General features: G+C 55.7%; 30 protein-coding genes. 16 read left to right on the top strand and 14 right to left on the bottom strand.

From position 1 onward, the window contains the following. Positions 1-5: 5 nt before the first annotated feature. From ACMZ66_RS07565 to ACMZ66_RS07555, 3 genes are read left to right on the top strand one after another with little or no spacing between them, the layout of a single operon-like run. Positions 6-1,406 (top strand): hypothetical protein, encoded by a 1,401-nt coding sequence (locus ACMZ66_RS07565; protein ID WP_416935977.1) that lies wholly within the window; start codon positions 6-8, stop codon positions 1,404-1,406. Between the two features lie 42 nt (positions 1,407-1,448). After that, positions 1,449-2,546: a phage head spike fiber domain-containing protein gene (locus ACMZ66_RS07560; RefSeq protein WP_416935975.1), complete on the top strand. Its 1,098-nt coding sequence runs from the start codon at positions 1,449-1,451 to the stop codon at positions 2,544-2,546. A gap of 4 nt (positions 2,547-2,550) precedes the next feature. After that, a complete protein-coding gene (locus ACMZ66_RS07555) occupies positions 2,551-2,868 on the top strand; it encodes a hypothetical protein (protein ID WP_416935973.1) in 318 nt (105 codons plus the stop codon). A 181-nt stretch (positions 2,869-3,049) separates the two neighbouring features. Here the strand turns inward: ACMZ66_RS07555 and ACMZ66_RS07550 are convergent, their stop codons facing one another. Next, a complete protein-coding gene (locus tag ACMZ66_RS07550; RefSeq protein WP_416935971.1) occupies positions 3,050-3,340 on the bottom strand; it encodes a GIY-YIG nuclease family protein in 291 nt (96 codons plus the stop codon). Positions 3,341-3,538: 198 nt separating this feature from the next. Here ACMZ66_RS07550 and terL point away from each other — a divergent pair, with 198 nt between their 5' ends. The 6 genes from terL (at position 3,539) to ACMZ66_RS07520 (ending at position 7,494) form a co-directional block, all read left to right on the top strand. Further along, positions 3,539-5,044 carry a phage terminase large subunit gene (gene terL, locus ACMZ66_RS07545; protein WP_416935969.1) on the top strand — a complete coding sequence of 502 codons (1,506 nt, stop codon included), beginning with the start codon at positions 3,539-3,541 and terminating at the stop codon, positions 5,042-5,044. Between the two features lie 285 nt (positions 5,045-5,329). Next, on the top strand, positions 5,330-5,635 hold the full coding sequence (locus ACMZ66_RS07540) for a hypothetical protein (RefSeq protein ID WP_416935967.1): 306 nt from the start codon (positions 5,330-5,332) through the stop codon (positions 5,633-5,635). Positions 5,636-5,840: 205 nt separating this feature from the next. Then, the gene (locus ACMZ66_RS07535; protein WP_416935965.1) at positions 5,841-6,158 is read left to right on the top strand and encodes a hypothetical protein; all 318 of its coding nucleotides are present in this window, start codon (positions 5,841-5,843) and stop codon (positions 6,156-6,158) included. Next, entirely contained in the window at positions 6,148-6,630 is a 483-nt protein-coding gene (locus tag ACMZ66_RS07530; protein WP_416935963.1) for a cell wall hydrolase, read from the top strand. The genes ACMZ66_RS07535 and ACMZ66_RS07530 overlap by 11 nt, the downstream gene beginning before the upstream one ends. 11 nt (positions 6,631-6,641) lie before the next feature. Further along, complete coding sequence (locus ACMZ66_RS07525) at positions 6,642-7,133, top strand: 3TM-type holin (protein WP_416935961.1); 492 nt, start codon at positions 6,642-6,644, stop codon at positions 7,131-7,133. Positions 7,134-7,155: 22 nt separating this feature from the next. Then, a complete protein-coding gene (locus ACMZ66_RS07520; protein WP_416935959.1) occupies positions 7,156-7,494 on the top strand; it encodes a peptidoglycan-binding domain-containing protein in 339 nt (112 codons plus the stop codon). On the opposite strand, the gene ACMZ66_RS07515 is transcribed toward ACMZ66_RS07520, so the two are convergent. From ACMZ66_RS07515 to ACMZ66_RS07500, 4 genes are all read right to left on the bottom strand, one after another. Next, positions 7,458-7,880, bottom strand: coding sequence for a hypothetical protein (locus ACMZ66_RS07515; protein ID WP_416935957.1), 423 nt, complete (start codon positions 7,878-7,880; stop codon positions 7,458-7,460). The two genes, ACMZ66_RS07520 and ACMZ66_RS07515, sit on opposite strands and share 37 nt — an antisense overlap. A 4-nt stretch (positions 7,881-7,884) precedes the next feature. Beyond that, positions 7,885-9,186, bottom strand: coding sequence for a type II toxin-antitoxin system HipA family toxin (locus ACMZ66_RS07510; RefSeq protein WP_416935955.1), 1,302 nt, complete (start codon positions 9,184-9,186; stop codon positions 7,885-7,887). Continuing rightward, positions 9,183-9,452 (bottom strand): helix-turn-helix domain-containing protein, encoded by a 270-nt coding sequence (locus tag ACMZ66_RS07505; RefSeq protein ID WP_416935954.1) that lies wholly within the window; start codon positions 9,450-9,452, stop codon positions 9,183-9,185. The genes ACMZ66_RS07510 and ACMZ66_RS07505 overlap by 4 nt, the downstream gene beginning before the upstream one ends. 179 nt (positions 9,453-9,631) lie before the next feature. Then, positions 9,632-10,543 carry a PhzF family phenazine biosynthesis protein gene (locus tag ACMZ66_RS07500; RefSeq protein ID WP_416935952.1) on the bottom strand — a complete coding sequence of 304 codons (912 nt, stop codon included), beginning with the start codon at positions 10,541-10,543 and terminating at the stop codon, positions 9,632-9,634. Positions 10,544-10,616: 73 nt separating this feature from the next. Here ACMZ66_RS07500 and ACMZ66_RS07495 point away from each other — a divergent pair, with 73 nt between their 5' ends. Both ACMZ66_RS07495 and ACMZ66_RS07490 read left to right on the top strand, forming a co-directional pair. Continuing rightward, positions 10,617-11,534 (top strand): LysR family transcriptional regulator, encoded by a 918-nt coding sequence (locus ACMZ66_RS07495; protein WP_416935950.1) that lies wholly within the window; start codon positions 10,617-10,619, stop codon positions 11,532-11,534. 37 nt (positions 11,535-11,571) lie between these two features. Then, on the top strand, positions 11,572-11,928 hold the full coding sequence (locus tag ACMZ66_RS07490) for a DUF952 domain-containing protein (RefSeq protein WP_416935949.1): 357 nt from the start codon (positions 11,572-11,574) through the stop codon (positions 11,926-11,928). Between the two features lie 127 nt (positions 11,929-12,055). Here ACMZ66_RS07490 and ACMZ66_RS07485 read toward each other — a convergent pair whose 3' ends face one another. Further along, positions 12,056-13,168: an NADH:flavin oxidoreductase gene (locus tag ACMZ66_RS07485; protein ID WP_416935947.1), complete on the bottom strand. Its 1,113-nt coding sequence runs from the start codon at positions 13,166-13,168 to the stop codon at positions 12,056-12,058. 167 nt (positions 13,169-13,335) lie between these two features. Here ACMZ66_RS07485 and ACMZ66_RS07480 point away from each other — a divergent pair, with 167 nt between their 5' ends. The 4 genes from ACMZ66_RS07480 to ACMZ66_RS07465 all read left to right on the top strand — a co-directional run bounded on the left by ACMZ66_RS07480 (position 13,336) and on the right by ACMZ66_RS07465 (position 16,571). Further along, complete coding sequence (locus ACMZ66_RS07480; RefSeq protein ID WP_416935945.1) at positions 13,336-13,719, top strand: winged helix-turn-helix transcriptional regulator; 384 nt, start codon at positions 13,336-13,338, stop codon at positions 13,717-13,719. A gap of 74 nt (positions 13,720-13,793) precedes the next feature. Further along, positions 13,794-14,960, top strand: a complete 1,167-nt coding sequence (locus tag ACMZ66_RS07475) for a quinone-dependent dihydroorotate dehydrogenase (RefSeq protein WP_416935943.1) — start codon at positions 13,794-13,796, stop codon at positions 14,958-14,960. Between the two features lie 237 nt (positions 14,961-15,197). After that, positions 15,198-16,079: a TIGR01459 family HAD-type hydrolase gene (locus tag ACMZ66_RS07470; RefSeq protein ID WP_416935941.1), complete on the top strand. Its 882-nt coding sequence runs from the start codon at positions 15,198-15,200 to the stop codon at positions 16,077-16,079. 33 nt (positions 16,080-16,112) lie between these two features. Continuing rightward, entirely contained in the window at positions 16,113-16,571 is a 459-nt protein-coding gene (locus tag ACMZ66_RS07465; protein ID WP_416935939.1) for a pyridoxamine 5'-phosphate oxidase family protein, read from the top strand. Positions 16,572-16,582: 11 nt separating this feature from the next. On the opposite strand, the gene ACMZ66_RS07460 is transcribed toward ACMZ66_RS07465, so the two are convergent. Together ACMZ66_RS07460 and ACMZ66_RS07455 are read right to left on the bottom strand one after the other, a co-directional pair. Continuing rightward, positions 16,583-17,464 carry a DMT family transporter gene (locus ACMZ66_RS07460; RefSeq protein WP_416935937.1) on the bottom strand — a complete coding sequence of 294 codons (882 nt, stop codon included), beginning with the start codon at positions 17,462-17,464 and terminating at the stop codon, positions 16,583-16,585. A gap of 171 nt (positions 17,465-17,635) precedes the next feature. Continuing rightward, positions 17,636-18,490 carry a D-amino-acid transaminase gene (locus tag ACMZ66_RS07455; protein WP_416935936.1) on the bottom strand — a complete coding sequence of 285 codons (855 nt, stop codon included), beginning with the start codon at positions 18,488-18,490 and terminating at the stop codon, positions 17,636-17,638. Positions 18,491-18,861: 371 nt separating this feature from the next. On the opposite strand from ACMZ66_RS07455, the gene ACMZ66_RS07450 reads away from it, so the two are divergent. After that, a complete protein-coding gene (locus tag ACMZ66_RS07450; RefSeq protein WP_416935934.1) occupies positions 18,862-19,785 on the top strand; it encodes an arylamine N-acetyltransferase family protein in 924 nt (307 codons plus the stop codon). Positions 19,786-19,860: 75 nt separating this feature from the next. Here ACMZ66_RS07450 and ACMZ66_RS07445 read toward each other — a convergent pair whose 3' ends face one another. From ACMZ66_RS07445 to ACMZ66_RS07420, 6 genes are all read right to left on the bottom strand, one after another. Beyond that, entirely contained in the window at positions 19,861-20,973 is a 1,113-nt protein-coding gene (locus ACMZ66_RS07445; RefSeq protein ID WP_416935932.1) for an ABC transporter ATP-binding protein, read from the bottom strand. A 10-nt stretch (positions 20,974-20,983) separates the two neighbouring features. Next, positions 20,984-21,835 carry a carbohydrate ABC transporter permease gene (locus tag ACMZ66_RS07440; protein WP_101247420.1) on the bottom strand — a complete coding sequence of 284 codons (852 nt, stop codon included), beginning with the start codon at positions 21,833-21,835 and terminating at the stop codon, positions 20,984-20,986. An 11-nt stretch (positions 21,836-21,846) separates the two neighbouring features. Continuing rightward, entirely contained in the window at positions 21,847-22,656 is an 810-nt protein-coding gene (locus ACMZ66_RS07435) for a carbohydrate ABC transporter permease (protein ID WP_416935929.1), read from the bottom strand. A 127-nt stretch (positions 22,657-22,783) separates the two neighbouring features. Beyond that, positions 22,784-24,052: an ABC transporter substrate-binding protein gene (locus ACMZ66_RS07430; RefSeq protein ID WP_416935927.1), complete on the bottom strand. Its 1,269-nt coding sequence runs from the start codon at positions 24,050-24,052 to the stop codon at positions 22,784-22,786. Between the two features lie 32 nt (positions 24,053-24,084). Then, positions 24,085-25,272 (bottom strand): PLP-dependent transferase, encoded by a 1,188-nt coding sequence (locus ACMZ66_RS07425; RefSeq protein ID WP_416935925.1) that lies wholly within the window; start codon positions 25,270-25,272, stop codon positions 24,085-24,087. Further along, positions 25,256-25,978, bottom strand: a complete 723-nt coding sequence (locus ACMZ66_RS07420; protein WP_416935923.1) for a FadR/GntR family transcriptional regulator — start codon at positions 25,976-25,978, stop codon at positions 25,256-25,258. The genes ACMZ66_RS07425 and ACMZ66_RS07420 overlap by 17 nt, the downstream gene beginning before the upstream one ends. Between the last annotated feature and the right edge of the window lie 299 nt (positions 25,979-26,277).

Raw genomic sequence — 26,277 nt, 5'->3', positions numbered from 1 at the left:
GTGACATGGGCGCTGTTTTTTCCAATCAACGGATCGCATCGACACGCTTTGTTGGCGACGGGGTGCGCGATGCATTCCCGTTTGATTTTGATGTGTTTGATGCGGGTGATCTGCGGATATCGGTTAACGATGTTCACATCGAAACGGGCTTTCACATCGCCCTTTCCGGCCCCGACATCGCGGGCGGTACGGTTCATTTCGAGACGCCGCCTGACACAGGTGCGGAGATCGATATTGCGCGGGTCTTGAGACTACGACGGTTAAGTTCCTATGACGCTATGTCCTTGCCGCGCGGCGATGCGATTGACCGTGATCTTGATTTCCTGACCGCTGCGATTGGCGATATCGATCGTGCGCTTGCCGGGACGTTGCGGTTTGGTGCAACTGATCTGGATGGGGCCTCGGCGGAGCTTCCGGGCATTGATCCGGGCCGCGCACTGATCTGGAATGAAGCCGGAAACTCGCTTGCCAATGGCCCGGATGTTGCGGACATCACAGCGGCCGTTGATAATGCAGAGCGCGCATCAGATGCCGCCAACCGGGCAGAGGCGGCAGACGTTCGGGCACAAACCGCGCGGCAATCCTTTGTGCAAAGCGATGCGGGCGCGTTCCTTGATCTTGATTTTCGCAGCGGTGATGTCCTTGCGTGGGAGGATGAACGCCGCATGCCGGTCATTGATGCGCCCACCAATCGCATCATGGATATCCGCGAAACCGGATCGCTGGTGAGGCTGTCAAACGGCGCGCGCCTGAGCTTGCCGGTCGCATCGATTGCGCGCAATGGGGTGCGCTATCGGGTGTTTAATGGCGACGGCACGCTGGTTGATATTGCGGCCGCCAGTGGCGATCTGATCAAGCCGACCCACGGCGGGGTAGAAGCCAGCATTCATAAATTGCCACTTCGGGGCGATATGGTTGATCTGGTCTGTGATGGTGGACGGTGGTTTGTTTTGCCGATCCATCAGGTTGGGCCATTGGTCAAATTGCTGCGTACGACATCGCAAAGCGTCCCGGCCGGGGGTGCCTTTCTGATCGAATGGGATCAGGTGGTGGAAGACAGCCACGGGCTCTATGACGGGGCCGCGCATGGCATCACCAATCTGCCGCCGGGCCATTATCACGTGGATGTCGGTGTGTGCTTTCCAATCACGGCCCAGTCGGTGGCAACCACGCTTTCGCTGGAACGCTTTGATGGCACAAACTGGTCAAGCCATTTGCAGGCCAATGATATTACTGCGACTGGAACCGGTGCATCGCACAGCTTGCGCCTAAGCGGTATTGCCCGGATCGGAACGACGCCCGGTACGGGCCTTCGGGTGCGGTTGCTTCATACCGATGGCGACACGCGCGAGATCGGGGCAAGTGATCTTCTAAGCTTCTTCCAACTGCACCGTATCGGCGGGTAATCCCGCAGTCCAAAACAGTCTTGATAAAGGGGGATGCATCCAATGGGAGTGCGTTATCAGCCGCTTGCGGCCTGCATGAACCTGAGCCGGGCGAGTGCCAAGCTTATCCGTGGTGCCGATGGCCTGATCGCGCCACTGGGTCATGATCAGCCGGGTTTTGATCATGATCGGCTTGGTCGTCGTTTGGGGCTATTGATCGAGGGGGCGGCAACCAACCTGCTGCGCCATTCCAGGGCATTTGAGAACGCACTTTGGGAAAAGGATGGCGGCGTTGTGATTGGCAATAGTGCCATCGCCGCCCCCGATGGCAGCCTTGATGCCATGCAGCTTGACCTGCCCGGCGGGTCGGCGGGGCTTTATCAGAATGTCGGAAACTTGACGACGTCGGAGCCCTATAGCCTTGCGATCTGGATACGCGCGGTATCGGGTACGGCGGATATCACGCTGGGCGGGATTGATGGCCCGTCGACCCATGGCTTTACCCTTGATGAAACCTGGCAACGGGTCTGGATGTCCGAGCCCGCATCCGGCACAACGCGCTATCCGAAAATCAGCACGGCGATTTCGGGGCTTCCGGCAACTGTCCTGATCTGGAATGCGCAGCTTGAAGCTGGTGTTGTTCCAACCAGCGACATCATCAGCAACGGCATCCCGGCAGCGCGCGCGTGCGATGATGTGCGGCTTGATCCCGGCGACTGGTTCGCGCAAGGGGCGGGCACGTTTGTGTTTGATCTGGTGACGCCTTCGGACTGGAGCGGGATTTGGCGGATTGTTCAGATGTACTCCAACAGTCTCAATGACGATCATCTTGACCTTGGCTATGACAGCGATGCCGATCAGCTGCGCATTTCGCTGCGAAAATCGGGCACGCCGATCATCACCCAGTCGCTTTATGGCCAACTTGCCAGGAACACCCGCCATCGCATTGCGCTTGCGTGGGAGGATGATGTTATCGCGGTGGGACTGAACGGATCGGTCCTGAAATCCCCGCAGGGCTTTGCCATGCCGCGCAATTTTTCCAACATCGTTCTGGGCTCCTATGACGGGGTTGATAAGAACATGAACGGGCATTTGCGTAATCTGGCTTATTGGCCCGAACGCCTTAATGATGCGCGGTTGTCGGCTCTTTCGGAAAATTAACCCCATGGACAGTGACAAAGAAGCCGATCCGCTGGCGGTTTTGCGGGGTGATTTGTTGCGTGATCTGCCCGGTGACATCAAGCGCGTGCGCAATGCCTATCGCCGGGCGGCACAGCAGGCCGCCCTTATGCGTGATGCCAAGGATTTTACGGCACATCAGGCAGCCTGCAAGGCCGGGCTTTCACATCTTGATAGCTTGATCAAGTTGCTGCGTTGGGCGTCAGAGGGGGCGGAAAGGTCGGGATGCCAACCGGCAGCTGGGGACGAAAAATCGATTGATCAGCTGATTGCAGAAGCGCGGCGTTCCTTACAAGGCACATGACAATATGGGTTTCCGCACCCGTCGTTACGGGCGCAGGCTCTTCGCGGGAACGACGGAGAGGGGGGGGGCGCGCACATCGTCATCCCCGCGAAGGCGGGGATCCATCTTGGGGTGGAGCTCAAACCTGGCATGGATGCCCGCCTGCGCGGGCATGACGCGTTGGGGTGTTTGGGCGCTGAATTTAGGCGTTCAATTGATCAAACAGGTCGTGCCAAAGCGGGTTGTGTTCCTCGATCAGGCGGATTTTCCAGTCGCGTCGCCATTTCTTGATGCGTTTTTCTCGCAGGATGGCATCTGGCATTGAACTGTGCGGCTCGAAATAGACGAGTTGCTTGATGTCGTAGCGCTCAGTGAAGCCTGAAACAGCGCCAATTCTATGTTGGTGAATACGCTGGCGCAAATCACTGGTCACGCCGACATAGAGCGTTCCGTTCGGTCTGCTGGCAAGGATGTAGACGAAGGGCTGCTTCATGATGGCAGTTTAGCACACTTATTGGTTGTGGGATGCGTGTTCTATAGTGCTTGCAGCTCGGGTTCCCGTACCCGCCTTCGCGGGCACAGGCTCTGCGCGGGAACGACGTTTGGGGGATAGCCCGTCATGCCCGCGAAGGCGGGCATCCATAATGCCGTTGGGTGTTGCGCGAGGTTCTTGGCCGGGGAAGGGGACGCAATGACAGCACACACGCAATCCGCTCGCTTTAGCGAATTCGTCTGGATCTGGGATCAGATGTTGGGGCTGAGCCTGCCGTCCCATCACCGCAAGATGGCGGATTGGCTGGAAGACTGCTGGAATGCCGGGCGGCGGGAGATGCTGTTGATGGCGTTTCGTAATTCCGGGAAATCAACGCTGGTCGGGTTGTTTTGTGCCTGGTTGCTTTATCGCGATGCGGATCTGCGCATTCTGGTTTTGGCGGCTGACCTTGATCTGGCAAAAAAGATGGTGCGCAACGTCAAACGCATCATTGAGCGCCATCCGCTGTTGGCTGCGCGCTTGCCCGCGAAACTTAGCGATTGGGGGAGCGAGCGGTTTACGGTCGAGCGCCCCGGGGTTTTGCGTGATCCATCAATGCAGGCGGTTGGCATTGGCGGCAATATCACCGGATCGCGCGCCGATGTGGTGATTTGCGATGATGTCGAGGTGCCCAAAAATAGCGACACCGCGCATAAGCGATCGGAACTGCGCGAGAAACTGTCAGAAATCTCCTACGTCCTGTCCCCCAACGGCGCGCAGATTTATGTCGGTACGCCTCACAGCTTCTATTCGATCTATGCCGACGAAGCCCGGACCGAGATTGGCGAGGTCGCGCCATTTCTAAACGGCTTTTCACGCTTTACGCTTCCCATCGTCAATAAGGACGGAACATCAAGCTGGCCGGAGCGGTTTGATCGGGCGGCGATTGACGCGATCCGGACGCGCACGCCAGAGCGGAAGTTTCAAAGCCAGATGATGCTTGAAATGGTCGCCCCGACACCGGGGATACTCGACCCGGGCAAGCTTCATTATTACGACGCCCCGGCCGAGATCAGCCATGGCAATGGCCGCATGCAGCTTCGCATAGCTGATCGTTTGATGGTCGCAAGTGCATGCCATTTTGATCCAAGCTTTGGTGGGCTCAACAGCGACGGGGCGGTGGTGGCATGCGTTTATATCTGCGATCAGGGGGAATATTGGCTCCATGACATGGCATGGTTGCGCGCGTCTGACCCGGCGGCGGTCAAGGATACGGCGCGGCGCGATGAAGCCAGTCAGTTGTGTGGTCAGGTCGCAGCCTTTATGACGCGCAATCATGTGCCATCGGTCCGGGTTGAGACCAACGGGATTGGCCGGTTTCTGCCAAATATCTTGCGCCGGGAATTAAAATCAATCGGATGGGCCGCAAGCGTCGTAGAACATTATGAGGCAATAAACAAAGCCACCCGGATCGAGGATGCATTCGGGTCCGTGATGGGGGCGGGGTTGCTACATGTTGCCAAATCCATCGGCACTACGCCGTTTTTGCGCCAGATGCGCGAATGGCATCCCGATGGAAATGGTGCCGATGACGGGCTTGATGCGGTGGCGGGCTGTATTCTGGCCGAGCCGGTCCGTCTTCCACGGGTTGATCTGCCCATAAAACGGGCAGATTGGCGATCAAACAGCGGATTTTTCCAAGCGGATAATCATTTCAATCCGTGAGCGAGAAAAAAACTTTCTCACAATGCCAAATGGTTAGCGGCCCTCTGTATCACAATTGTGAAATATTCATGGAAAATTCAGTTTTCGCCCCTACGTTTATTATATGAAAGAATAGTAAAGCCATTTTGTTCCTATACTAAAGAGTGAATTTCAGCCAGAGAAACACGGGATCGTTGCCAAAAAAGAGGGTCCCAGGAAACGGCCAGGATCATTTGTTGATCAATTTAGCAGTCCAGGAAAACAAGACGCCCCTGTGGGCGCACCTGACTGTCAGGAGGCCTGACCATGTTGAAAACACTGAGCTTGATTGCTGTGGTTGCAGGTGCTGTCACAGTTGCTATTCCAGAGGCTTACGCATCCCCGGTGTGCGGTGACCGTTCCAAGGTTATCGACAGCCTGAGTGCCAAATATTCCGAAGAACCGGTGGCCGTTGGCGTGACCTCAAACGGTGGCGTGATCGAGGTGCTAAAGGCACCCGACGGGCAAACCTGGACCATCCTTTTCACATATCCGTCCGGGCCAAGCTGCCTTGTGGCATCTGGCGAAGCCTGGCAGGAACTTGAAGAAAAGATCAAGGGTCCAGCAGCCTAGGCAGGGTGTTCGAGAATGCCCAACGCCTCCTGATCAGATATCGGGTCTGGGCGCACTGAATGGTCTCCATTTTAGGTGCGCCGACCCGGAAGGCTTTAATGCCGCTCATCAAAACCGGTTTTGTCCGGCCATGATGACCTCCTTTGACTAACCCGCAAGCCGCCCGGTTTGCGGGTTTCTTTTTGCAAAATCACGAGGCCGACTGATGTCCGAGCTTGCCCAGCCCGTCGATGTGATCTGGTGGATCACGGCGGTCGAAATCCCCGTGGTCGCAAGCCTTTACTGGCTTCATTGGCGGATGCGGTCCGAACTTTTGACCCGGCTTGAAGATCAGCGCACGCGTCATGATGACGATGCCGGGATGCTCAAATCCGATCTGGCCGACTTCAAGCTCGATGTCGCGCGCAACTATGTCTCGATCCCGTATCTCAAGGACATTGAAAAACGCCTGACCGGCCATTTGCTTCGGATCGAAGCCAAACTCGACAGCCCCCAGAAAAAGGATGCCCTGCATGACTATTGATCTGACCCACCGCGCGGATGCACGCGCCCATACCCCAAATCCTCAACCGGAACCCGAAACCCTGCCGGATGCCGAAATCCTTGCCAGAACACTCTATGGCGAAGCGCGCGGCGAGGAACTTGCCGGGATCGAGGCGGTGGCATCAGTGATCCTCAACCGCGTGGCTTTTGCGCGCCAACGCGGGCGCTATTGGTGGGGCAATGACGTCAAAGCGGTGTGTTTGAAGCCGGGGCAGTTTTCCTGCTGGAACGCCAACGATCCCAACCGCAAAAAGCTTCTCGCGATCAATCCGCGCGACCCGGCCTATCGGCTGTGCAAACGCATCGCCAAGCGCGCAGTGGCGGGCGACCTTCGCGATCAAACCGACGGAGCCACGCATTACCACACCCATGCGGTCGATCCGTGGTGGGCGCGCGGCCATGTGCCGGTCGCGGAAATCGGCGGGCATCTTTTCTACAAAAACATTGGGTAGGGAGGTATCACGTGATCCCAGCACTGCTCGCCCAAATTGGCCTGCCATTTCTGATCAAGGCGGTCGGTGCCGGGCTCGATCAGATCGATAACCCGATCGCCAAAACGGCGGCCGAAGGCCTCAAACAGGTCGAAACCGCCGTCACCAAAGGCGACGTCACGCCCGAACAAATCAACGCTGCCAACCGCCACACCGAACGCATGGCCGAGATTGAACTGGCGCGCGACACCGAAACGCTCAAATCCGTCAACCGCACCATTCGCGCCGAGGTCGCCAGCGAAGACGCCTTTGTCCGCCGCTGGCGCCCAAGCTTCGGCTACGCCGTCGCACTCACCTGGATCATGACCATGGGTGCAATCGCTTACGCGATCATCCTAACCCCGCTTCAAGCCCCGGCCATCATCGCGGCCCTTGTTAATACCAGCCCGATTTGGGGCATTGCATTGGGGGTTTTGGGGGTGAGTGTGGTGAAGCGGAGCGCGGATAAGAAGCTCACTCAATAACGACAAGGAAAGGAGGGATAAGATGAAAAGTTCTTTTCTTCGCGGCGTTTTGGCGTCGAACGCTGCCGCTCATCCGGATGATGTTATTGTGGTTCGGAGAACGCTCAATGGTGCTGGAGTAACAGTTGGAAAAGATGAGTCTTATCCGACATCAGAGTTGTTCAACGGGATACGCGCATTCCAAAAGGGCCATGGGCTTGTAGTTGACGGTCAAATAAATCCAGGCGGTGAAACAGAAAATAGTCTTAAGGACTATATCGAGCTTACTAACCTCACACGATGCAGAAACTGCGGGGTTTTGCACGGAGGCGTGTACTCTCCATTCTACTGCTCCGACTGCTTAGGTAAAATGTTGCAATGATTTTTGCTGTGGTTGAGGAATGCATTGATGTCTTCACGAGAATATCCCAACAACTCTCCCATCCGAGCGGAATCTGCGTCGTGATCCTTAACAGTTCCAGAGCATAAATTTCGACACAAGACCAAGGCTTCCTCAATCCGCCATTCTTCGCCGGGCAGGGCGTAAAACAGGTAACGCATGTCGTACGGCTCTTTGGGGATGATCTCTTCAACCCGAATGAAACGGCCTGCTTCGACATGCGGGGCAAAGTCGGCTTCGGGGAAATAGTCGCTGACGTGGACCGCGTCCGAGAACATCGCCATCGGCTTTGTTCCGACTAGCATTAGCTCCAGTTCGCGGTCATTGTGCGGGCCGATGCCCGGTGGCAGCTCGAAGTCGTCATTCATTGGATCACCCCAGTTTTCTGATCCAAGCTTCACATCGGTTCGATACTTCGTCAACGATCACATCAAGCCTTGGGCTATCGGCAGCCGTGTCGCGTAATTCATTGCGCAGTGGGGGCATGGCTTCCTGCACTTTCTTTGCCATGGTCAGGAGTGCTTTGCGAAGCGCGGTTGGGGAGCTGCCAATCATGCGGGCTTGGGTTTCCCAATGCGACCAGTCTAGTTCGGTTGGATCAAAGCATCCGCCGATGGACTGGGCGAGGCGGGCGCGTTGGCTTTTGAAACAATCGCGGAATGCCGCACCATTATTGACGTCGTAAAGTGGACTGATCGCTGTTTGGACCGATTTGGGGTTCTGGCGATAGATCAGTGAATAGTTTTTGGCGTGCGCATCGGGGTTGCCAATCAGGAAATTGAACATGACAAAGCCCAGAAGTTTGGGAATGTCGCGCGCGGGGACGGTGGCGGCCTTTTTGGTCATTGCGAACATGGTTGAAAGGTCCGGTCCGCCCTGTCTTTCATATTTTAGATCCGGGTTGATGCCGCTTGCCTGGCAGAAATCTTCCTGATGCAGGCGGGTAACGCGCACGCCATCAGATGTTTGGGCATAGGCGCGGTCAAATCGGGTGACAAACAGTACCGGGCGGTCATTGAATATACGGATTTTGGTGCGTGCTGCATCCAGTCCGACCCGGCGCGCCAGTGTCATACAGAAATGCTCGGTCCGAGTGGAATCCGGTAATCGTTCGATATCTATTTTGAGGATATGGGTGCTTGGATATCCGCCAATTGGCAGAGAAATTTCCCCGCTGTTTGGATCGATGTAAACAGCAGCCTTGTCATTCACACCTGCCAGCGACAGGACTACTTCATCCTCGTCAATGAATAGCGGTCTTTGCGGCAGTTCGGCAATGCGCCCGGCAAGATCGTTGGTCGAGATTGGCGAAAGATGTGCCGTGTCCGGGCCAGTGGCCGCAGGTGCATCTGGCGAGACCAGCATCAAGGCGCCGGCGCAATCACGCCCGATATGCTCAAGAATGCCAAACTCGTCGGTCGGGGCGACGTCAAACAGCTCGCCAATCTGACGGCGGACATCCTTTTTATCAGGCAGAAGACCGTCAAAGAACGGTTCGATGGCTGTGTGATCAAACGAACCGGCGCGGAGAGGAATGCTTTGCGAGATTGGATAGGAAATCGGGTTCACCAGCCAGTTTTCGTCATATTCAAACGCCATATAACCGCGATCATCGGCTTTCAGAACGCCCACGCGGTCATGGCCATTGGCAAGAACAAGCAGAGATTTGCTCATGCCGCTCCCTCGCCGGGTACTTCAATGTCGGCCTGAAAGTCAGCGGAGGCTGAATTCATCCAGGTGATTTCGACCTGCCCGCCAAGGGCGCGGGTAATATCAATCACATTGGCAAAGCTTGGATTGTCGGCCTTGCCGGTTTCAAGCTGACTGATGAATTTCACGCTTAAACCCGTCGCAAGCGACAAGTCGGTTTGAGACAGGGAAAGGGCCTTGCGTGCCTTTCGGATTTCCGGCCCCAGTTGATCCATGCTGATGATGGGCAAGGTTACCTCCAAATTTACCTATCGGTAAATTTAGGGACTTTTTCAGTGAATGTAAATAGAAGTTTACCTATGGGTAAAATTATCTGGTTTTGTGTTCTGAATGCGTAATTGTTTACCTATGAGTAAAGTTCGGGCGCTTCGAGGCATGTGCATCGAGGCGCCCGATAATTCGGGGCGAGTTACAGGCTGATTTCCAAGGATTTCATCACCTTGCCCTGACCGCCTGCCAGAAGGCCGGTGATCTGGCCGTTTTTAAGGTCCAGCGTAACCTTGATTTGGCTCGGCGACGGCTCCGCCATGAATTCGCCTTGGGTGATCAGGAAGCTGTCCTTCTTTATGTCCAGGAAATCATACAGCACGCAGGCAAGCGGGCCGGCGGCCATGCCGGTGGCGGCTTCCTCAGAGATGCCATAGCGCGGCGCGAACATGCGGGTGGTGGCGTCGATGTTGGTATCGCCGGTTTCGGTGGTGAAGATGTAATAGCCGATCAGGTCGAGCTTTTCGCTGATCTCGTTAATCGCGTCCTGATCGGGTTTGATGTTGGCAAGGGTTGCCTGATCCTTGACCGCAACGACGATGAAGTTGTTGCCTGTATTGACCAGAACCGGGTTGGTGCGGGGATCAAGGTCCTGGTGGCTTAGGTTAAGCGATCCCAGCACATCATCGAGCGTTACGCTATGTTCGGCCCAGTTGGTGGCAGGCGTGTAGGTCGGGGCGAGTTGCTCCATATAGGCCATACCGGCATCGAGGATGATTTTGCGCGGGCCATCGACGGTTTCCTTGGATGTTTCGCCATCGCCAAACCGGCCCAGTTCGGCCAGATAGGAAAAGGTCGCGATGGTCGCGTGGCCGCAATGGGCGATGCGTTTGGTCGGCGTAAAGAAATCAAGTTTGATCCCACACGTTTCGGATTTTGAAACAAACGCCGTTTCCGAAAGTCCGACCTTTTGCGCGATCAAGAGCTTTTCCGCTTCGCTATATTGGTCGGCATCAAGCACGACACCGGCCGGGTTTCCGCCCTGATTATCCTTAACAAACGCATTGACGATCTGGACTGCGACGGTTTTGGTTATTTCTTGAGATGTACTCATAACTCTGTTCCTGCTAGAATCTCTGTTGGTCCCGTTTTAATAGCAAATACAGAGATATTGAATTCATATATAGATGAAGAAATCTCATGAAAGTCACCGCGTGAGCCTGATGGCCAAGGCCAATCAAAATGCGCCGCTTCTGGCCGCGATTGCCCGTGCGGGCAGCTTTAGCAAGGCGGCCGAGGCCTTGGGCGTGCATCAATCGGCCATCAGTCATCGGGTGACGTTGCTGGAAGAGGCGCTTGGCTTTGCCCTGTTTGAGCGCACCACGCGGCAGATCACCCCGACTGAACATGGGCGTATCCTTTGTGCGGCGGCAATCGATGCGCTGGCGCATTGGGATACGGCGTTTGATCAGATCGACAAATTTGCGAGCGAGGGCGCGGTAAGGCTTTCGGTTTCATCGTCGCTGGCGATGAAATGGGTGTTGCCGCATTTGGGAAATGCAGCAGATGCCGGGCTTGAGATCGCGCTTGATGTCAATGATCGCCCGGTGGATTTCAGGGCCGGGGTGATTGATGCCGCGATCCGCTTTGGCGTTGGGCCTTATCCGGGGCTTCATTCCACGTTGCTCAAAAAGGCCGAGCTGATGCCGGTTGCCCGACCGGATTATGGGGCCGGGGATGCATCAATCAAGCAACTGGCCAAGATGCCCGGCACCACGTTCCTGACTGATGCCACCGGTGCCCAGGATGAAACCGATTTCAGTTGGGCCTATTACATGGACAAGGCAGGCCTGAGCTTCGAGACGGACGCGCGCCAGATCAGCTTTGATCGCGCCGATCTTGTCCTGCAGGCCGCGATCAATGGCATGGGCATCGGGCTTGGCCGCACCCTTTTGATTGAGGGGGATATTGCCCAAGGGTTCCTAGCCCCCGTCGGGCCGGCGGCTGCGATGAAATCGGCTTATTGGCTGGTATGTAGTCCCGATTTCGCCGGAACTGAACGCTATGCGTCGCTTTTGGGCTGGTTGGAGGGGCAGATGAAATAGGCTTGCCGTTTGCGTGCGCCCTGCCTAAATTCCCGCCATGACAAACACACATGAAATTATTTACCGCGTACTTGGGTCGGACGAATGGGCGGAAGCGCTCAGTGCCGGGCAGTATGACGGCGCGCCGCATGATATCGCCGATGGCTTTATCCATTTCTCCACCCAGGAGACATTGGCAGCCACATTGGCGCTGCATTATGCCGGGCGCGATCATTTGAAACTTCTGCGCGTTCCCGTTGCCCCGATTGAGGCGAAACTCAAATGGGAACCCGCGCGCGGCGGCACATTGTTCCCGCATCTTTATGATGTCCTGTCGGTCGAACATGTGACCAAGGTTGATGACATCCGCCTTGATCAGCAGGGCGTGCATATTTTGCCAGAAGATCTGCGTTAAATCCGCGATCGGGCATTGGAAACAGAAAACCGGGCCGCACCGTGATGGTGCTGCCCGGTTCTTTTTTGCGTTTGGGGGAGCGCATGGGAGTTAGGCGTATTGGCAGATCGTTGGGTGAGCCGGTCAGTTAGACCAGCTCGGCCAGGGCGGCTGCGTTAAAATCTTCAAGCTGATCAAACGCACCCTTGGCGACCTTGTTGGGCCATTGGGCATCGGTGATCAGCGCGCGACCAACCGCGATCAGGTCAAACTCGTTGCGCTCCATGCGTTCGACCAGACCATCGAGGTTTGATTTCTCGGACGCCTCGCCAGAGAACGCGCCAATGAAGTCGGATGACAGGCCGACCGAGCCGACCGAAATGGTCGCAGCCCCGGTAAGCTTTTTCGCCCAACCGGCAAAGTTCAGACCCTTTTCACCGTCAATTTCCGGGAATTCCGGTTCCCAGAAACGGCGTTGGGATGCGTGGATGATATCGACACCGGCCTCAACCAGCGGGGCCAGCCATGCGGTCATTTCATCTGGCGTGGTCGCAAGGCGGGCGGCAAAGTCCTGCTGTTTCCATTGGCTGACACGCAGGATGATCGGGAAGTCCGGGCCAACGGCCGCGCGCATCGCGGCAACCACTTCGCGGGCAAAGGTTGCGCGCTCTGCAATGGTTTTGCCGCCAAAGCGATCGGTGCGCAGGTTCGTGCCCGACCAGAAGAACTGATCGATCAGATAGCCGTGCGCGCCATGGATTTCAAAGGTATCAAAACCGGCATTTTTCGCATCAAGGGCGGCCTTGGCAAAGGCTGCGATGGTATCAGCAATATCGGCATCACTCATGGTGTTGCCGCGCGGCTGATCCGGGCCAAGCAGGCCAGACGGGCTTTCAACCGGGGCATCGGGTTCCCATTCGGTGAAGGCACGGGTCGATCCGGTATGCCAGATCTGCGGGCCCATTTTGCCACCGGCAGCATGCACCGCATCGGCGACATTTTTCCAGCCGGCCATCGCCGCATCACCATGGAAGAACGGAATGCCCGGATCGTTGCGTGATGCCGGGCGGTCAACAACCGTGCCCTCGGACAGGATCAGGCCAACGCCGCCTTCGGCGCGTTTGCGGTAATATTCGGCATTGATCGCGCCCGGAATGCCGTCCTTTGCCTTGGTGCGGGTCATTGGCGCCATGACGATACGGTTGGGCAGTTCAAGGGTTTTCAGCGTAAATGGCTGAAACAGAATATCGGTATTTGTCATCACGGAAGTCTCCGGTTCATGAAAGTCTATGTTGGAGACTAGATATATCGTATATACTTGGTGTCAATCAGGCACCTTGATGATACCAGGTATACTCAAGGAAACTGCACATCGCGGGTTGAGGGCGGACATCCCCCAAATCCGCCCGCTGAAAACGAAAGGCCGCCATGCCCATGAAAGAATGCTCCATCCAGGAATTCCGCTCGGAATGCCCGTGTCGGGGATTGTTTGACCAGGTTGCTGATAAATGGTCGATGATGATTTTGGCGGTGCTGGCCGACGGGCCGCTTCGGTTCAATGCGATCAAGCGCGGGCTTGAAGGCATCACGCAAAAGGCCCTGACCCAGACTTTGCGCAAGCTTGAACGCAACGGCATCATTGCGCGCCACGTGATTGCAACATCGCCCGTGGCGGTCGAATATGAAATCACGCCACTTGGGCGTACGCTGATCGAGCCGCTCAAGGCGCTTTATTACTGGACCAAGGAAAAGCTGCCCGAGGTGGATGCCGCACGCGCCGAGTTTGATATGCGGATGGAAGAGAGTGCGTAAGCGCGTTCCTTAACCTGCATTGATATCCTTCATTGATCCTTGCCCAATTGCGGTCGTACGCGTAAGAACAGGGCATGTCTTTACAATCACGGAGCGCGCGCGTGGGGTGGTATAAATCACTGGTTTTGCCGGTTGTCCGCTGGATCGATGCCGAGACCGCACATGGTCTGGCCATCTGGGCCTTGAAAAACAATCTGGTGCCGCGCGATGATGACGCGACGGACGCAACGCCAAGCCTTGAAACCGAAGTGTTCGGGCGCAAATTTGCCAACCCGGTTGGATTGGCTGCGGGCTTTGACAAAAACGGCGAAGTGCCCAATCAGGCCCTTTCGCACGGGTTTGGCTTTGTTGAAATCGGCTCTGTCACGCCATTGCCGCAACCGGGCAATCCCAAGCCCCGTCTTTTCCGGCTTTATTCCGACCGCGCGGTGATCAACCGCATGGGCTTCAATAATGACGGGGCCGAGGTGGTGGCAAGCCGCCTGCGCAAACGTGCGCGCCGCGGTATCCTTGGTGCCAACCTTGGCAAAAACAAATATTCCGAAGATGCGGCCGATGATTACGTCAAGGGGGTCCAAGCGCTTGGACCCTATGCCGATTATCTGGTGGTCAATGTATCCTCGCCCAACACGCCGGGACTGCGGGCGCTTCAGGGCCGCGCGCCGCTTGAGAAGTTGCTCAAGGCTGTGTTGAAGGCGCGTGACAGCTTTGCGTCGGGTGTGCCGGTATTGTTGAAGGTCGCGCCGGACCTGACCGAAGAAGACAAATCCGATATTGCCGCTGTGGTGCTCAAGGTCAAAATCGATGGCATGATTGTCTCAAACACGACGATTGAGCGCCCGGTCGGGCTTAATTCCTATGATCAGGATGAAAAGGGCGGTCTTTCGGGTCCGCCGCTTATGGAGCCTTCGACCAAGGTTCTGGCAGACTTTTACCGTTTGACCGAGGGCAAGGTACCGCTGATCGGGGTTGGCGGGATTGCATCGGGCAAGGATGCCTACGAGAAAATTCTTAATGGCGCGTCGCTGGTGCAGCTTTACTCGTCACTGGTCTATCACGGGCTTGAGCTTGTGAGCGATATCAAGGAAGACCTTGAACGTCGCCTGCGCAAGGATGGCTTTGCCAATGTGTCCGACGCGGTCGGTGCCGCCTTCCCGGAAATTTCGGGCAAGGGCATCCCGGTGGATGAGGCGCGTGCTGCCAAGGCGGCACATGAGGCCGAGGCCGCCAAGAAAGATTGAGCTTGTGGATCGAGGTCCTCATACCCGCCTTCGCGGGTACAAGCTCTTCGCGGGGATGACGGTGCCAATCCAACGTTTTGTCATTCCCGCGCAGGCGGGAATCCAGATGCTTCAGGAATGCGTGGAACGATGGGCTCCCGCCTGCGCGGGAGCGACGGGTACCGAAAGATACATCTTCATCTCCGCAGCGGCGGGATATCAATCCGCTGATGATCATATTTGAACAGGAACATGTAAATGCGAACCGCCCCCTATGAAATGATCAATGGCCTTTCTGATGTGATAGGCAATTATGATGCCGTGATCCTTGATCTTTGGGGTGTGGTGCATGACGGGGTGAACCCTTACCCAAGCTCAATCCCGGCGATGACGGCGTTGAAGGAGGCCGGTGTTCCGGTCGCGCTTTTGTCCAACGCGCCGCGCCGGTCGGCAGTCGTTACTGCCCGCATGGAAGAAATGGGCATTGCGCGTGACCTTTATGGTCCGGCGGTGGCATCGGGTGAGATCGCCTATCATCAGCTGCTTGCGCGCACAGACCCGTGGTATGCGGCTTTGGGACGCAAGGTGTTTCGTACCGGTCCAGTGCGTGATCATTCGATGTTCGAAGGGCAGGATGTCGAAGTTGTCGAAAGCCTTGAGGATGCAGACTGGCTGCTGTGTACAGGTCCGAATGACGATCATGCCAAAGTGGCGGATTACGAAGATATGCTGCATGGTGCCTTGGCGCTCAAGTTGCCGATGCTCTGTCCGAACCCGGACCGCGAGGTCATTCGAGGCGGCGTGCGCATCATCTGTGCCGGTGCAATCGCCGGGCGCTATGAAGAACTTGGCGGCAATGTCCGCTGGGAAGGCAAACCGTTCGCCAGCGCCTATGATTTCTGCCTGCAGGCGTTCGACAAGGGCCCGGATGCCAAGCTTCTGGTCGTCGGCGACAGCATCTCGACCGATATTGCCGGTTCAAATAATGCCGGCCTTGATGTCGCGCTTGTGACGGGTGGTATTCACGCAGCGGAACTCGACGCGCCGCGCGGAACATTGCCGAGCCGTGAAAAGCTTGATGCACTTCTGGCCGCCACGGGCCGTCACATCACCTATGCGATCGGGGATTTTTGCTGGTAAGTAACAGCAACCTGATCTGGGATGGAGGATGCCATGCTAACCGATGAAATCCGTGATTACGCCAACCGGTCGGTTTTGTGCTGGCTTGCAACCATGTCCGACGATGGCCCGTCGGTCAGCCCGAAGGAAATCTTTGCCTGTTTTGGTGAGGATCGCATCATCATCGCCAATATCGCGTCCCCGCGGTCTATCTATAACGTCGCATCCGAGCCGCGCGTTTGTGTGAGCTTCGTTGACGTTTTCTCGCAAAAGGGCTGGCAGCTTTATGGGGAGGCCGTCCTGATGCGCGCTGGTGATGACGGTTATGACAATCGTCATGCAATCTTGCAGGGCATGGCGGGCGATGCTTTTACTGTCGGTTCCCTGATTGATGTGACGATCACCAAAGCCAAGGAAATCTTGGCCCCCAGCTATCGGTTCAATCCTGATGCCAATGAGGCCGCCATGCGGGCCGATGCCATGATCAGTTATGGTGTTAAGCCGCGCGATTAGGACGAAATCACTTACGGCTTTGCCTCAACCTTGCTTTCGCGGAAGATGACGAAAAGTCCGCTTGCGGTAATGATGGCGGCCCCGATGAAGGTCAGCATATCGGGTGTTTCGCCCCAGAAATACCAACCCAATGCGGTTGCCCAGACAAGGGCTGTGTAGTCAAACGGTGCTACCGTAGGGGCCTCTGCCAGGCGGAAGGCCTGGGTGATCATGGTCATGCCGCCGGTGCCGACAAAGGCGATGGCGACAAACAGCCCGATATCTTCAAGCCTTACCGGCACCCAGAAATACCAGACCATCGCACCGCTTAGGATCGCGCTGGTGAAGCTGAGGTAAAATAAAAGCGTCCACATGCTTTCGCGCGGGTCCAGCAGGCGCGCACTCAGCATCAAAAGCGCATAGGTAAAGGCGGTGGCAATCGGCAGGAGCGAGACGGGCTCAAAACTTGCCGCACCGGGCCGGACAATCACCAAAACGCCCAGAAACCCGACCACAACCGCCAGCCAGCGTCGCCAGCCAACGCGCGCGATAAAGATCGCCGAGAGGGCTGTGATAAAGAGTGGGGCGACAAAGGCCAATGCGGTGGCCTCGGCCAGGCCCATCAGATGGATGCTGGTAAAGAACATCACCGTTGCGGCAATCCAGATGACGGTACGCATGAAATGCACGCCAACCCGGTTGGATCGAAGCGCGTGGATCCCGCCCATTTTAAGCGCCAGCAACGCGGCAAAGGGAAGGGCGATGGTGTTGCGCAAAAAGATGATCTGGACCGGGGAATAATGATCCATCAATCCCTTGGCCAAGCCATCATTGGCGCACAGCAAAGCAACCCCGGCACACATGAAAAGAATGCCGGTCATGTTTTGATTGCGTGCTTGTGTCGACATTTCCATTGGTGGCGTCCCTGTCGCTTTTGGCGCGCTTATGTTGGGGCGATGCGCGCTTAAGTATTGAGCTTTAAGTGAAATTGACGCGACAGGCCAGCAAAGAAAAACGCCGCCCGAATGAACCGGCGGCGTTTTGCAAATTAACTTCCCTGAGGGAGGGAGTTGATCGCTTTGGCGTTACATCGCGGTTGCGCGGTTGGCTTCGATGTAAATCTCGCGCAGGCGTTTGGCGATTGGGCCAGGCACACCTTCGCCGATTTTCTTGCCATCAATCTCGGCAACCGGGCAGACAAAGGCAGAAGCCGAGGTGGAAAAGGCTTCCTTGGCGTTCTGGGCTTCTTCGATCGTGAAGTGGCGTTCTTCGACTTTGAGCTGCAGCTCTTCGGCGCATTTCAGAACCGATGCGCGGGTGATGCCGTGCAGGATGTCGGTCGAAAGCTCGCGCGTTACGATCGTGTTGTCCTGGGTGACGATATAGGCGTTGTTGCTTGAGCCTTCGGTGACAAAGCCGTCCAGCACCATCCATGCATCATCTGCACCCTTTGATGCGGCTTCGGTTTTCAGAAGCGACGCATAGAGAAGCTGGGTGGTTTTGATGTCGGACCGGCGCCAGCGGATGTCCGGGAAGGTAACGATTTTCTGGCCACGTTCGGCGAGGGCCGATTTGATCAGGCCCTTGCTTTGGGTGAACATAACGATGGTCGGCGGCGTTTCCGGGTCGATTGCGAAATCGCGATCCCCCGCCGACCCACGCGAGACCTGAAGATAAATCAGGCCTTCGGTGATGTCATTGAGCTTTACCAGCTCGCGATGGGCTTCAAGAAGCTGATCAATGTCAGGCTTGAATTTGAATTTCAGCTCAGCCAGCGACCGTTCGAGGCGCTTCATATGACCCATAAAGTCAATCAGCTTGCCATCAAGAACCGAGGTCACTTCATACACGCCATCGGCGAACAGGAAGGAGCGGTCAAAAATCGAAATCTTGGCTTCGGTTTCCGGCAAAAACTCGCCGTTCACATAAACAGTACGCATGGCAACTTTCCTGGCTCAGGAACGGATATTTCATCCGTCGGTGATCGATGTAGCGACGTTTCCATTGGTTCGGCCAGATCAATCCGATCAGCGACCTTTTGTTCCTACGCTATTTGGATATCTAGTTAGCATAGTGCGAGGCCCACTGTCGCGCGAAAGCTATATATCGTGCGTATAAAAGGTGGAAAGTTGCTTTGATGGGCCATGATCAATCCAGATTTGGAATGATATAGTCGGTTATTACCGGTAATGTTCGCAGATTATTCGATTTATATTTTTTCGATTTTTTGCGTTTGACCTTAACATAAGTTCAGGTTCTATCGTCCTGTTCCATGAGATGAAAAAACATCATCAAGAAATGGAGCCTTGTGATGAATAGCCACCAGCAAATCGCCCGCGACGTCGCCGTTGCCAATGACCGAAATGATCTGCAAAGCCGGATCAATGCCAGCTGGGCCGCGCCTGTAAAACGCCCGGCACAGGAAGTTGATCTGGATGCCTATTTCGCCCGCATCGGTTATGACGGCCCGCGCGAAGCAACGCTTGAAGTGTTGCAGGCCTTACATGCCCTGCATCCGGCAAATATCCCGTTTGAAGCGATTGATGTTTTTAACGACAAACCGATCAATATCAGCCCGGAACGGGTCGATCAGAAACTGATCCATGGCGGACGCGGTGGATATTGTTTTGAGCAAAACGGCCTGTTTCGCCGGGTGTTAAGAAGCCTTGGTTTTCAGGTCGAAGGTTTGGCTGGCCGCGTTTTGTGGGGCTATGACCCGAATGGCGCACCCCGTCCGCGTTGCCACATGGCCAATCGGGTGACGATTGATGGCGAAGCCTGGCTTGCCGATGTCGGCCTGGGCGGATGCGTGCCAACAGCCCCCTTGTTGCTCGATGTCTCAACGCCGCAAGTTACCCCGCATGACACATACCGCGTGACCAAGGGTGAACATAGTTACCTGACCGAACTTGAACGGGATGGCGAATGGAAAGCCGTGCATGAGGTCGATATCGCACCGGTATCTGACATCGATTACGAGGTCATGAACTGGTACGCATCCGATCACCCGGAAAGCGGATTTTGCAAGACGCTTATGGTCGCGCGCTCTGCCCCGTTTGCGCGTTTCACGCTGCTTAATAACCGCCTGACCATCCGTCTGGTCACCGGCGAGGAAGAACAACATACGCTGAGCGTCGGTGACATCCCGCAGACGCTTAAAGACATTTTTGGCATCGATCCGGACCCGGCATGGCGCTGGGCCTTTGCAAGATTGGTCAATCACAGTCACGGGTAAACGATTGTGCGGTGTTTATGCCGCCTGTGAATGATCAAGGGCGGGGAGTTTTGGCTCCCCGCCCTAAATTTTGTCTTAGTCGTGATGACCGGAATGCGGTTCGCTTATCGGAGGTAACCGCCATTCAGACGCGGTGTCAAAGACATGAACCTTTGTAATGTCAAAGGCGATGTGGATGAAGCTATCAACCGCGTAGGTCGGGCGATCCATGGTGAAGATCTTGATCGGTTTGCCCGCAAGCGTCACATGGACAAGGGTCGATAGGCCCATCGGTTCGATCAGTTCGACCTTGGCCGGAAGGCCGCCATCGGCATCCGATACGATAATAATATGCTCCGGGCGGGCACCAAGTGTTACCGCCTGATTGTTTGCGGCCTCTTTGACCGGCAGGACCGGGACGAGGGCGCCATCGGTTAGCCTGATGCCAGCCGCATTTTCACCAACGAGTTCATAGCTGCCTTCAAGGAAGTTCATCGCCGGTGACCCGATGAAGCTTGCGACGAAGATGTTGGCAGGCTTGTCGTAAATCTCGACCGGGCTTCCGACCTGCTGGATGATGCCGTCATGCATGGCGACAATCCGGTCTGCCATCGTCATGGCTTCGATCTGATCATGGGTAACATAGACCGATGTCGCGCCAAGGCGGCGATGCAGCTTGCGGATTTCGGTGCGCATCTGTTCGCGCAACCGGGCATCAAGGTTTGAGAGTGGTTCATCAAACAAAAACGCCTGCGGTTTGCGGACAATAGCACGGCCCATGGCGACACGTTGGCGTTGACCGCCTGAAAGCGCCTTGGGCCGACGTTCAAGAAGGGCGGTCAGGCCAAGGATTTCGGCAACGCCTGAAATGGCGTCCGAGATTTTTTCCTTGGCGGTTTTGCGCAGTGTCAGCGCGTAGCTCATATTTTCTGCGACCGACATATGCGGATAGAGCGCATAGGACTGAAACACCATGGCGATGTCGCGATCCTTTGGTTGCAGGTCATTGACGACATTTCCGGCGATTGAAATATCGCCCGATGTGATGTCCTCAAGCCCGGCAATCATGCGCAGCAACGTTGATTTGCCACAGCCCGACGGGCCGACAAGAACAATGAATTCCCCGTCCGAGATATTCAGATCAATGCCGTGCAGCACATCAACCGCGCCATAGCTTTTGCGGGCATTTGCAATTTGAATGGAAGCCATTGGAAACCTCTTATCCTTTGACCGCGCCAGCCGTCAGGCCCTGCACCAGATAACGCTGGATCAGCAGGAAGAACAGACAGGCGGGAATAAGTGCCAGCACGCCAGCAGCCATCATTTGACCGAAATCGACGCTGAATTTTGAAACGAATGACAGAAGCCCGACCGGGAAGGTCGATGCGGACTCACTGCTGACCAGCATCAGGGCAAATAGAAGCTCGCTCCAGGCGGCGGTAAAGACAAAGCCAAGCGTTGCCGCCACACCCGGAAGCGTCAGGGGCAGGATGATCGCGCGAAACGCTTCAAATCTTGTGTTGCCATCGATCATGGCTGCTTCTTCGAGATCCTTGGGGATGCCATCAAAGAAGGACTGCATCAGGAAGGTCGCAAACGGCACATTGAACGCCGTATAGACAATGATGAGGCCCGTGAGGCTGTCGGTCAGGCCAAGCGGGGCGAGAATTTTAAAGATCGGCGCGATCAGCATCACCAGCGGGAACATCTGCGTAATTAGCATGAGTGCGACGATGATGACCTTGCCGCGAAAGGCAAAACGCGAAAATGCGTAGCCGGTGAGGGCCGCGACCAGCGTTGTGACGATGGCGGTTGTGCCCGCGACAATCACGGAATTTAAGAAATAATGCGGGAAGTTGCTTTGGGTCAGAACGAATGTGTAGTTCTCCCACGTCGTGCGTGACGGCCACATGCGGACACCTTCGGTATAAAGAATGTCGTTGGGCGTCACGGAAACCTTGAGCAACCAGTAAAGCGGAAACAGCGCAAAGATCACAAAGGCGGCAATCATCAGATAATGACTGCCCCAATAGAGCCATTTACGCGTTGATGTTTGTCCAGTCAGGGTCATGGGGCAAATCCCTAGCTATCTGCGTGCGTCATGGCACGGCGAAGCGCAATCACACTAAGCGCATAGGCCAGCAACAGAACCAGAAGGACCGCTGCAATCGCCGAGGCATAGCCGAAATCAAGGCGGCGGAAAGCCTGGGTGAAGATGTAGGATGCGACAATCTGGGTGGAATCTGCCGGGCCGCCATTGGTCATGACAACGATCAGATCGGCGAAATTGGCAATCCAGATGGTGCGCAGCATCAGTGTGATGGCAATGGTGGGCGCAAGGAAGGGCAGGGTAATGCTGATAAATTGCTGGCGCGTGGTTGCCCCGTCAATTGAAGCCGCTTCGTACAGTTCCTTGGGGATGGATTGAAGGGCAGCCAGCATCGTGATGGCAAAGAAGGGAATGCCAAACCAGATATTGGCAATGATCGGACCCCACATCGCAAGGTCGGGATCAGACAGAATATTGAACGGCTCTGCCATCAGGCCAAGCGACGTCATCCAGTGCGGCAATGGACCCACCACGGGATTAAACATCCAAGCCCAGTTCAGCCCCGAAAGAAATGTCGGCACCGCCCATGGCAGGAACACCAATGCCTGTACCAATCGGCGACCCAGAAATTCGCGGTTCAGCAGCAGGGCCAAAATCAATCCCAGACCAAACTGAAACAGCAAAGACCCGAACGTCCACCATGCGGTATTGGCAAGCGCGCCGAGAAACGCCTGATCAGAAATCAGGGTTTCGAAATGCGCCGTTCCGACAAAGCCGCCGCTAAACGGATTAAGGATACGGATATCGCGAAACGCGTAGCTCAGGCCCAGAACCAGCGGCATCAACATGACCGCGATGATCAGGACAAGGGCGGGCGAGACATAAAGATAAGGTTCGATGATCCCGGAAATCTTCTTTGAGAAGCCCCCCGTCTTTCGACGGGGAGTTTTCCGGTTTGGGTTACAGTGGTCACTGATTTGCCTGCATCCATTTTTTCTGTGCCGGGGTCAGATATTCTGCCCACTGATTTGCCAGCTCTTCCGGGCTGATCCGGCCAAGCATCGCTTCCTGACTGGTGCGGATGACAAGGCTGTCTTTGAAGAAGGCAAATTCTTCAAGATGGGTCGGCATCACAGTCGGATGCACATCCGGATCAGACAGTTCGGCAAACCATCCTTCAAATTGCGGGCTGGCAAAGAACGGATCGCTTTCAGCGCCATTGTGGATCGGAAGTGCGCCAATGCGCTTGTTCCAGGCAAGGTTGCTTTCCTTGGATTTAAGATGGGCAATCAGCTTCCAGGCTTCGTCCTTGTTCTCGCTGTTTGAGAACATCGACCAACCGGCATAGCCAATGGTCGGGAACGCCTTGCCAGACGGGCCTTTGGGCATGGTGGTGACACCAAAGTCTTCTTCTTTCATGCGGCTTGAAATCGCGATCAGGGCATCGGGGTCCTGATCAAGCATCGCGCAGGTGCCGGAATAGAAACCGGCGACGATTTCGTTAAAGCCCCAGTTCAGGCTGTCTTTCGGCGCCAGACCGTCCTTGTAAAGATCGATCAGGTACTCGAGACCACCTTCCCAGCCATCGGAGTTAAAGGTGCTTTGGCCGTCTTCGGTGAAGAAGTCGTTTGATCCGGCTTCGGTCGCACCAAACATCACCCAGCCATTCAGGCCACCCGGACCACCTCGCATGCAGTAGCCATATTTCCCCGGAAGGGCGGATACTTTTTCAGCCGCTGCACGGAAGTCTTCAAGCGTTTCGGGAACTTCGGTTACGCCGGCTTCTTCGAACAGCTTTTTGTTATAGAACATCGCGCGCAGATAGAAGCCATATGGCAGCATATAGGCGGTGTCACCGGCGGAGCGGGCAAATTCAAGCGCGCGGTCATTGAGCGTCTTTGCGCCATCCCAATTGGCCAGATACGGCTCAAGACTTTCAAGCGCGCCATTATTGGCATAAAGCGTCAGCCATGTGTCGGGCATTTCAACGATGTCAGGCGTCTGACCGGCCGAGACCATGGTGGCGAATTTCTCGAACGCCTGTCCCCATGGAAGGGATGTGATTTCAACTGTCACACCGGGATTGGCGGCCTCGAACTCGGCAACCAGCCCTTTCAGGGTCTCGGTGCGTTCGGGGCTGGTGATGACTTCAACCAGCTTGAGTGTCGTGTCGGCATAGGCCTGACTTGTTAGCGCAATAGACGTCACACCTGCCAGTAGCGTTGTTTTCCAGTTCATTGTGAAGTTCCCTGTTTTAAACGATAGTGTTCTTACTTCAGGCTTGCCTCGATTGCTGTCGCCAGGTCAGACCAAAGGTCTTCGGCGCTTTCGAGGCCGATATGCAGACGGACCAGATTTTCAGGCACGCCAAAGCGCATGGCCGAATTCGGTCCGCCCACTTGCGCCCGCGTGACAAGTGCGGGGACAATCAGGCTTTCATGCCCACCCCAGGACACGCCGATCTTGAAAAAGCGCAGCGCATCAACAAAGGTCGGAATGTCGACCTGTTGGGTGAACTCGAATGAAAATAATCCGGATGATCCACTAAGCCCCGGTGCGGCTGGTTCCATCAAACCGGGATAGTGAACAGCAGTTACCATCGGATGGTCGGCAAGGTTTCGGGCAATGATCAGGGCCGATCTTTGATGTTCGCGCATGCGTGCAGGCAGGGTGCGCAAACCGCGCAGCAACAACCATCCATCAAATGCCGACAGCTTCCCGCCGAGATAGGGCAGGATGGTGGAGCGTACCTTGCCAACAAACTCGTTTGATCCGGCAATCACGCCCGCGACCACATCACTATGGCCACCGATATATTTCGATGCGGAATGAATAACGACGTCACAGCCAAGGGTGGCAGGCTGGCAAAAGACAGGCGATGCCCAGCTGTTATCGATCATGGAAACTGCGCCATGGTCGCGTGCAATATCGCAAAGGGCTGCTATATCGTGGGTATGGAAAGTCCAACTGGTCGGGCTTTCAAGATAAAGGATCTTGGCACCGGGGATGGCGGCCCGGACGGCATCCAGATCGCGGCCATCGACATAATCGACGCTGACATTCATGTCGCGCAGGAACATCTCGAAAAAGCGATAGGCATCTGGATAGCAATGCTCGACCGAGACAATGCGATCACCGGGTCTGACAACGGACAGGACAGCGGACGAGATCGCGGCCATACCGCTTGCCAGACCAAGTGCGTCTTCGGTCTTTTCCAGTTGGGCGATCTTTTCTTCGAATGCGCGGACGGTCGGGTTCAGGCCACGGGAATAGACCGGGCGGGTTTTGCGCCCGGAATATGTTTCGACCATCTCGTCGAAATTCTCGAACGTGAATAACGAGTTCTGAAAGATCGGCGGGACGACGGCATTGGCGAAATGTTCGACGTCATAGGCGACGATACTTTCAGGGCTGCTTGGCGCTTGATTGTGATTGTTCGGATTATTGTTGTTCTTCATCAGACATTCTCACGATGTCGTTTTCAACGACTTCAAGGATGGCAAGGGTGTGCTGGCGGGCCAGTTCGGCATCGCCCGCGACGATGGCGTCAAACAGCATGCGGTGGAATTCGAACGAGGAGCTGGCAAAGTCCGGGCGGTTGAATGGCTGGGCAAAGAAGCTTTCAAAGGCTTCGCGCATCTGACCCAGAAGCTGTTCAAACAACGGGTTTCCCGACGCCTTATAGATCGATAAGTGAAACACTAGGTCGGCTTCGCCCGCGGTGCCGAATTCAAGATGTTCGGCCTCCATCGCATCAAGGGCGGTGCGCATTTCATCGATGTCTTCAGCGGTGGCGCGCTTGGCAGCCAACATGCTGGCTTCGACTTCCAACCCGCGGCGAACTTCAAGGGTTTGCAGCAATCCGTCGCGCTGGGTAGCAATCGAAAGCGGCATGAACAGCGTCTTTTCACTGACCGGGCGTTTCAAATAAGTACCCGACCCGCGCCGGATTTCGACCACACCCAGTGCCTGCATATGGCCAATCGCCTCGCGGATGCTGGATCTGCCGACTTTAAGCCCTGTCATCAATTCGCGTTCCGGCGGCAGGCGATCGCCCGGTGTCAGTGCAGAACTGACGATGAAATCGGTCAGCGCTTCGAGGATCGCGTCACGACGCCCCGATGTTTCAATGGGTCGAATGGTAGCCCCGGCGACCTGCGGCACATCACACCTGCTTGCTTGTCATCACCATGTCTGATCCAACCAAATGCCATGGTTCATTGTGGTCAGTCATCAGACGTCAGACCAATTTTTATTTTAAATCGGTTCAAGTCAAGTTCAAATGCAATCAACAGGTGATTTTTGCGCCCGCGAAAATAGACTAAAGCGCTGTTTTAAAGGGGATGTGGGCGAACAACGTTTGCGCCAAATTCGCAGCGCAAAGATCGCCTGAATTTGATCAAAAACGGAGTTTGGCGATCAAAATATTGGTGAATTGGCGCTTATGTGGGCCGATTCATGCA

It is taken from the genome of Thalassospira sp., from assembly GCF_048059015.1.
Classification (GTDB): domain Bacteria; phylum Pseudomonadota; class Alphaproteobacteria; order Rhodospirillales; family Thalassospiraceae; genus Thalassospira.
The sequence above is the reverse complement of the archived record's forward strand: the minus strand, read 5'-3'. Positions and strand labels throughout refer to the sequence as shown.

Bases quoted from the DNA above. Each gene is read 5' to 3' on its own strand.
- ACMZ66_RS07565 (WP_416935977.1), top strand. From the start codon at position 6: ATGGGCGCTGTTTTTTCCAATCAACGGATCGCATCGACACGCTTTGTT.
- ACMZ66_RS07560 (WP_416935975.1), top strand. From the start codon at position 1,449: ATGGGAGTGCGTTATCAGCCGCTTGCGGCCTGCATGAACCTGAGCCGG.
- ACMZ66_RS07555 (WP_416935973.1), top strand. From the start codon at position 2,551: ATGGACAGTGACAAAGAAGCCGATCCGCTGGCGGTTTTGCGGGGTGAT.
- ACMZ66_RS07550 (WP_416935971.1), bottom strand. From the start codon at position 3,340: ATGAAGCAGCCCTTCGTCTACATCCTTGCCAGCAGACCGAACGGAACG.
- terL (WP_416935969.1), top strand. From the start codon at position 3,539: ATGACAGCACACACGCAATCCGCTCGCTTTAGCGAATTCGTCTGGATC.
- ACMZ66_RS07540 (WP_416935967.1), top strand. From the start codon at position 5,330: ATGTTGAAAACACTGAGCTTGATTGCTGTGGTTGCAGGTGCTGTCACA.
- ACMZ66_RS07535 (WP_416935965.1), top strand. From the start codon at position 5,841: ATGTCCGAGCTTGCCCAGCCCGTCGATGTGATCTGGTGGATCACGGCG.
- ACMZ66_RS07530 (WP_416935963.1), top strand. From the start codon at position 6,148: ATGACTATTGATCTGACCCACCGCGCGGATGCACGCGCCCATACCCCA.
- ACMZ66_RS07520 (WP_416935959.1), top strand. From the start codon at position 7,156: ATGAAAAGTTCTTTTCTTCGCGGCGTTTTGGCGTCGAACGCTGCCGCT.
- ACMZ66_RS07515 (WP_416935957.1), bottom strand. From the start codon at position 7,880: ATGAATGACGACTTCGAGCTGCCACCGGGCATCGGCCCGCACAATGAC.
- ACMZ66_RS07510 (WP_416935955.1), bottom strand. From the start codon at position 9,186: ATGAGCAAATCTCTGCTTGTTCTTGCCAATGGCCATGACCGCGTGGGC.
- ACMZ66_RS07500 (WP_416935952.1), bottom strand. From the start codon at position 10,543: ATGAGTACATCTCAAGAAATAACCAAAACCGTCGCAGTCCAGATCGTC.
- ACMZ66_RS07495 (WP_416935950.1), top strand. From the start codon at position 10,617: ATGAAGAAATCTCATGAAAGTCACCGCGTGAGCCTGATGGCCAAGGCC.
- ACMZ66_RS07490 (WP_416935949.1), top strand. From the start codon at position 11,572: ATGACAAACACACATGAAATTATTTACCGCGTACTTGGGTCGGACGAA.
- ACMZ66_RS07485 (WP_416935947.1), bottom strand. From the start codon at position 13,168: ATGACAAATACCGATATTCTGTTTCAGCCATTTACGCTGAAAACCCTT.
- ACMZ66_RS07480 (WP_416935945.1), top strand. From the start codon at position 13,336: ATGCCCATGAAAGAATGCTCCATCCAGGAATTCCGCTCGGAATGCCCG.
- ACMZ66_RS07475 (WP_416935943.1), top strand. From the start codon at position 13,794: ATGTCTTTACAATCACGGAGCGCGCGCGTGGGGTGGTATAAATCACTG.
- ACMZ66_RS07470 (WP_416935941.1), top strand. From the start codon at position 15,198: ATGCGAACCGCCCCCTATGAAATGATCAATGGCCTTTCTGATGTGATA.
- ACMZ66_RS07465 (WP_416935939.1), top strand. From the start codon at position 16,113: ATGCTAACCGATGAAATCCGTGATTACGCCAACCGGTCGGTTTTGTGC.
- ACMZ66_RS07460 (WP_416935937.1), bottom strand. From the start codon at position 17,464: ATGGAAATGTCGACACAAGCACGCAATCAAAACATGACCGGCATTCTT.
- ACMZ66_RS07455 (WP_416935936.1), bottom strand. From the start codon at position 18,490: ATGCGTACTGTTTATGTGAACGGCGAGTTTTTGCCGGAAACCGAAGCC.
- ACMZ66_RS07450 (WP_416935934.1), top strand. From the start codon at position 18,862: ATGAATAGCCACCAGCAAATCGCCCGCGACGTCGCCGTTGCCAATGAC.
- ACMZ66_RS07445 (WP_416935932.1), bottom strand. From the start codon at position 20,973: ATGGCTTCCATTCAAATTGCAAATGCCCGCAAAAGCTATGGCGCGGTT.
- ACMZ66_RS07440 (WP_101247420.1), bottom strand. From the start codon at position 21,835: ATGACCCTGACTGGACAAACATCAACGCGTAAATGGCTCTATTGGGGC.
- ACMZ66_RS07435 (WP_416935929.1), bottom strand. From the start codon at position 22,656: ATGCCGCTGGTTCTGGGCCTGAGCTACGCGTTTCGCGATATCCGTATC.
- ACMZ66_RS07430 (WP_416935927.1), bottom strand. From the start codon at position 24,052: ATGAACTGGAAAACAACGCTACTGGCAGGTGTGACGTCTATTGCGCTA.
- ACMZ66_RS07425 (WP_416935925.1), bottom strand. From the start codon at position 25,272: ATGAAGAACAACAATAATCCGAACAATCACAATCAAGCGCCAAGCAGC.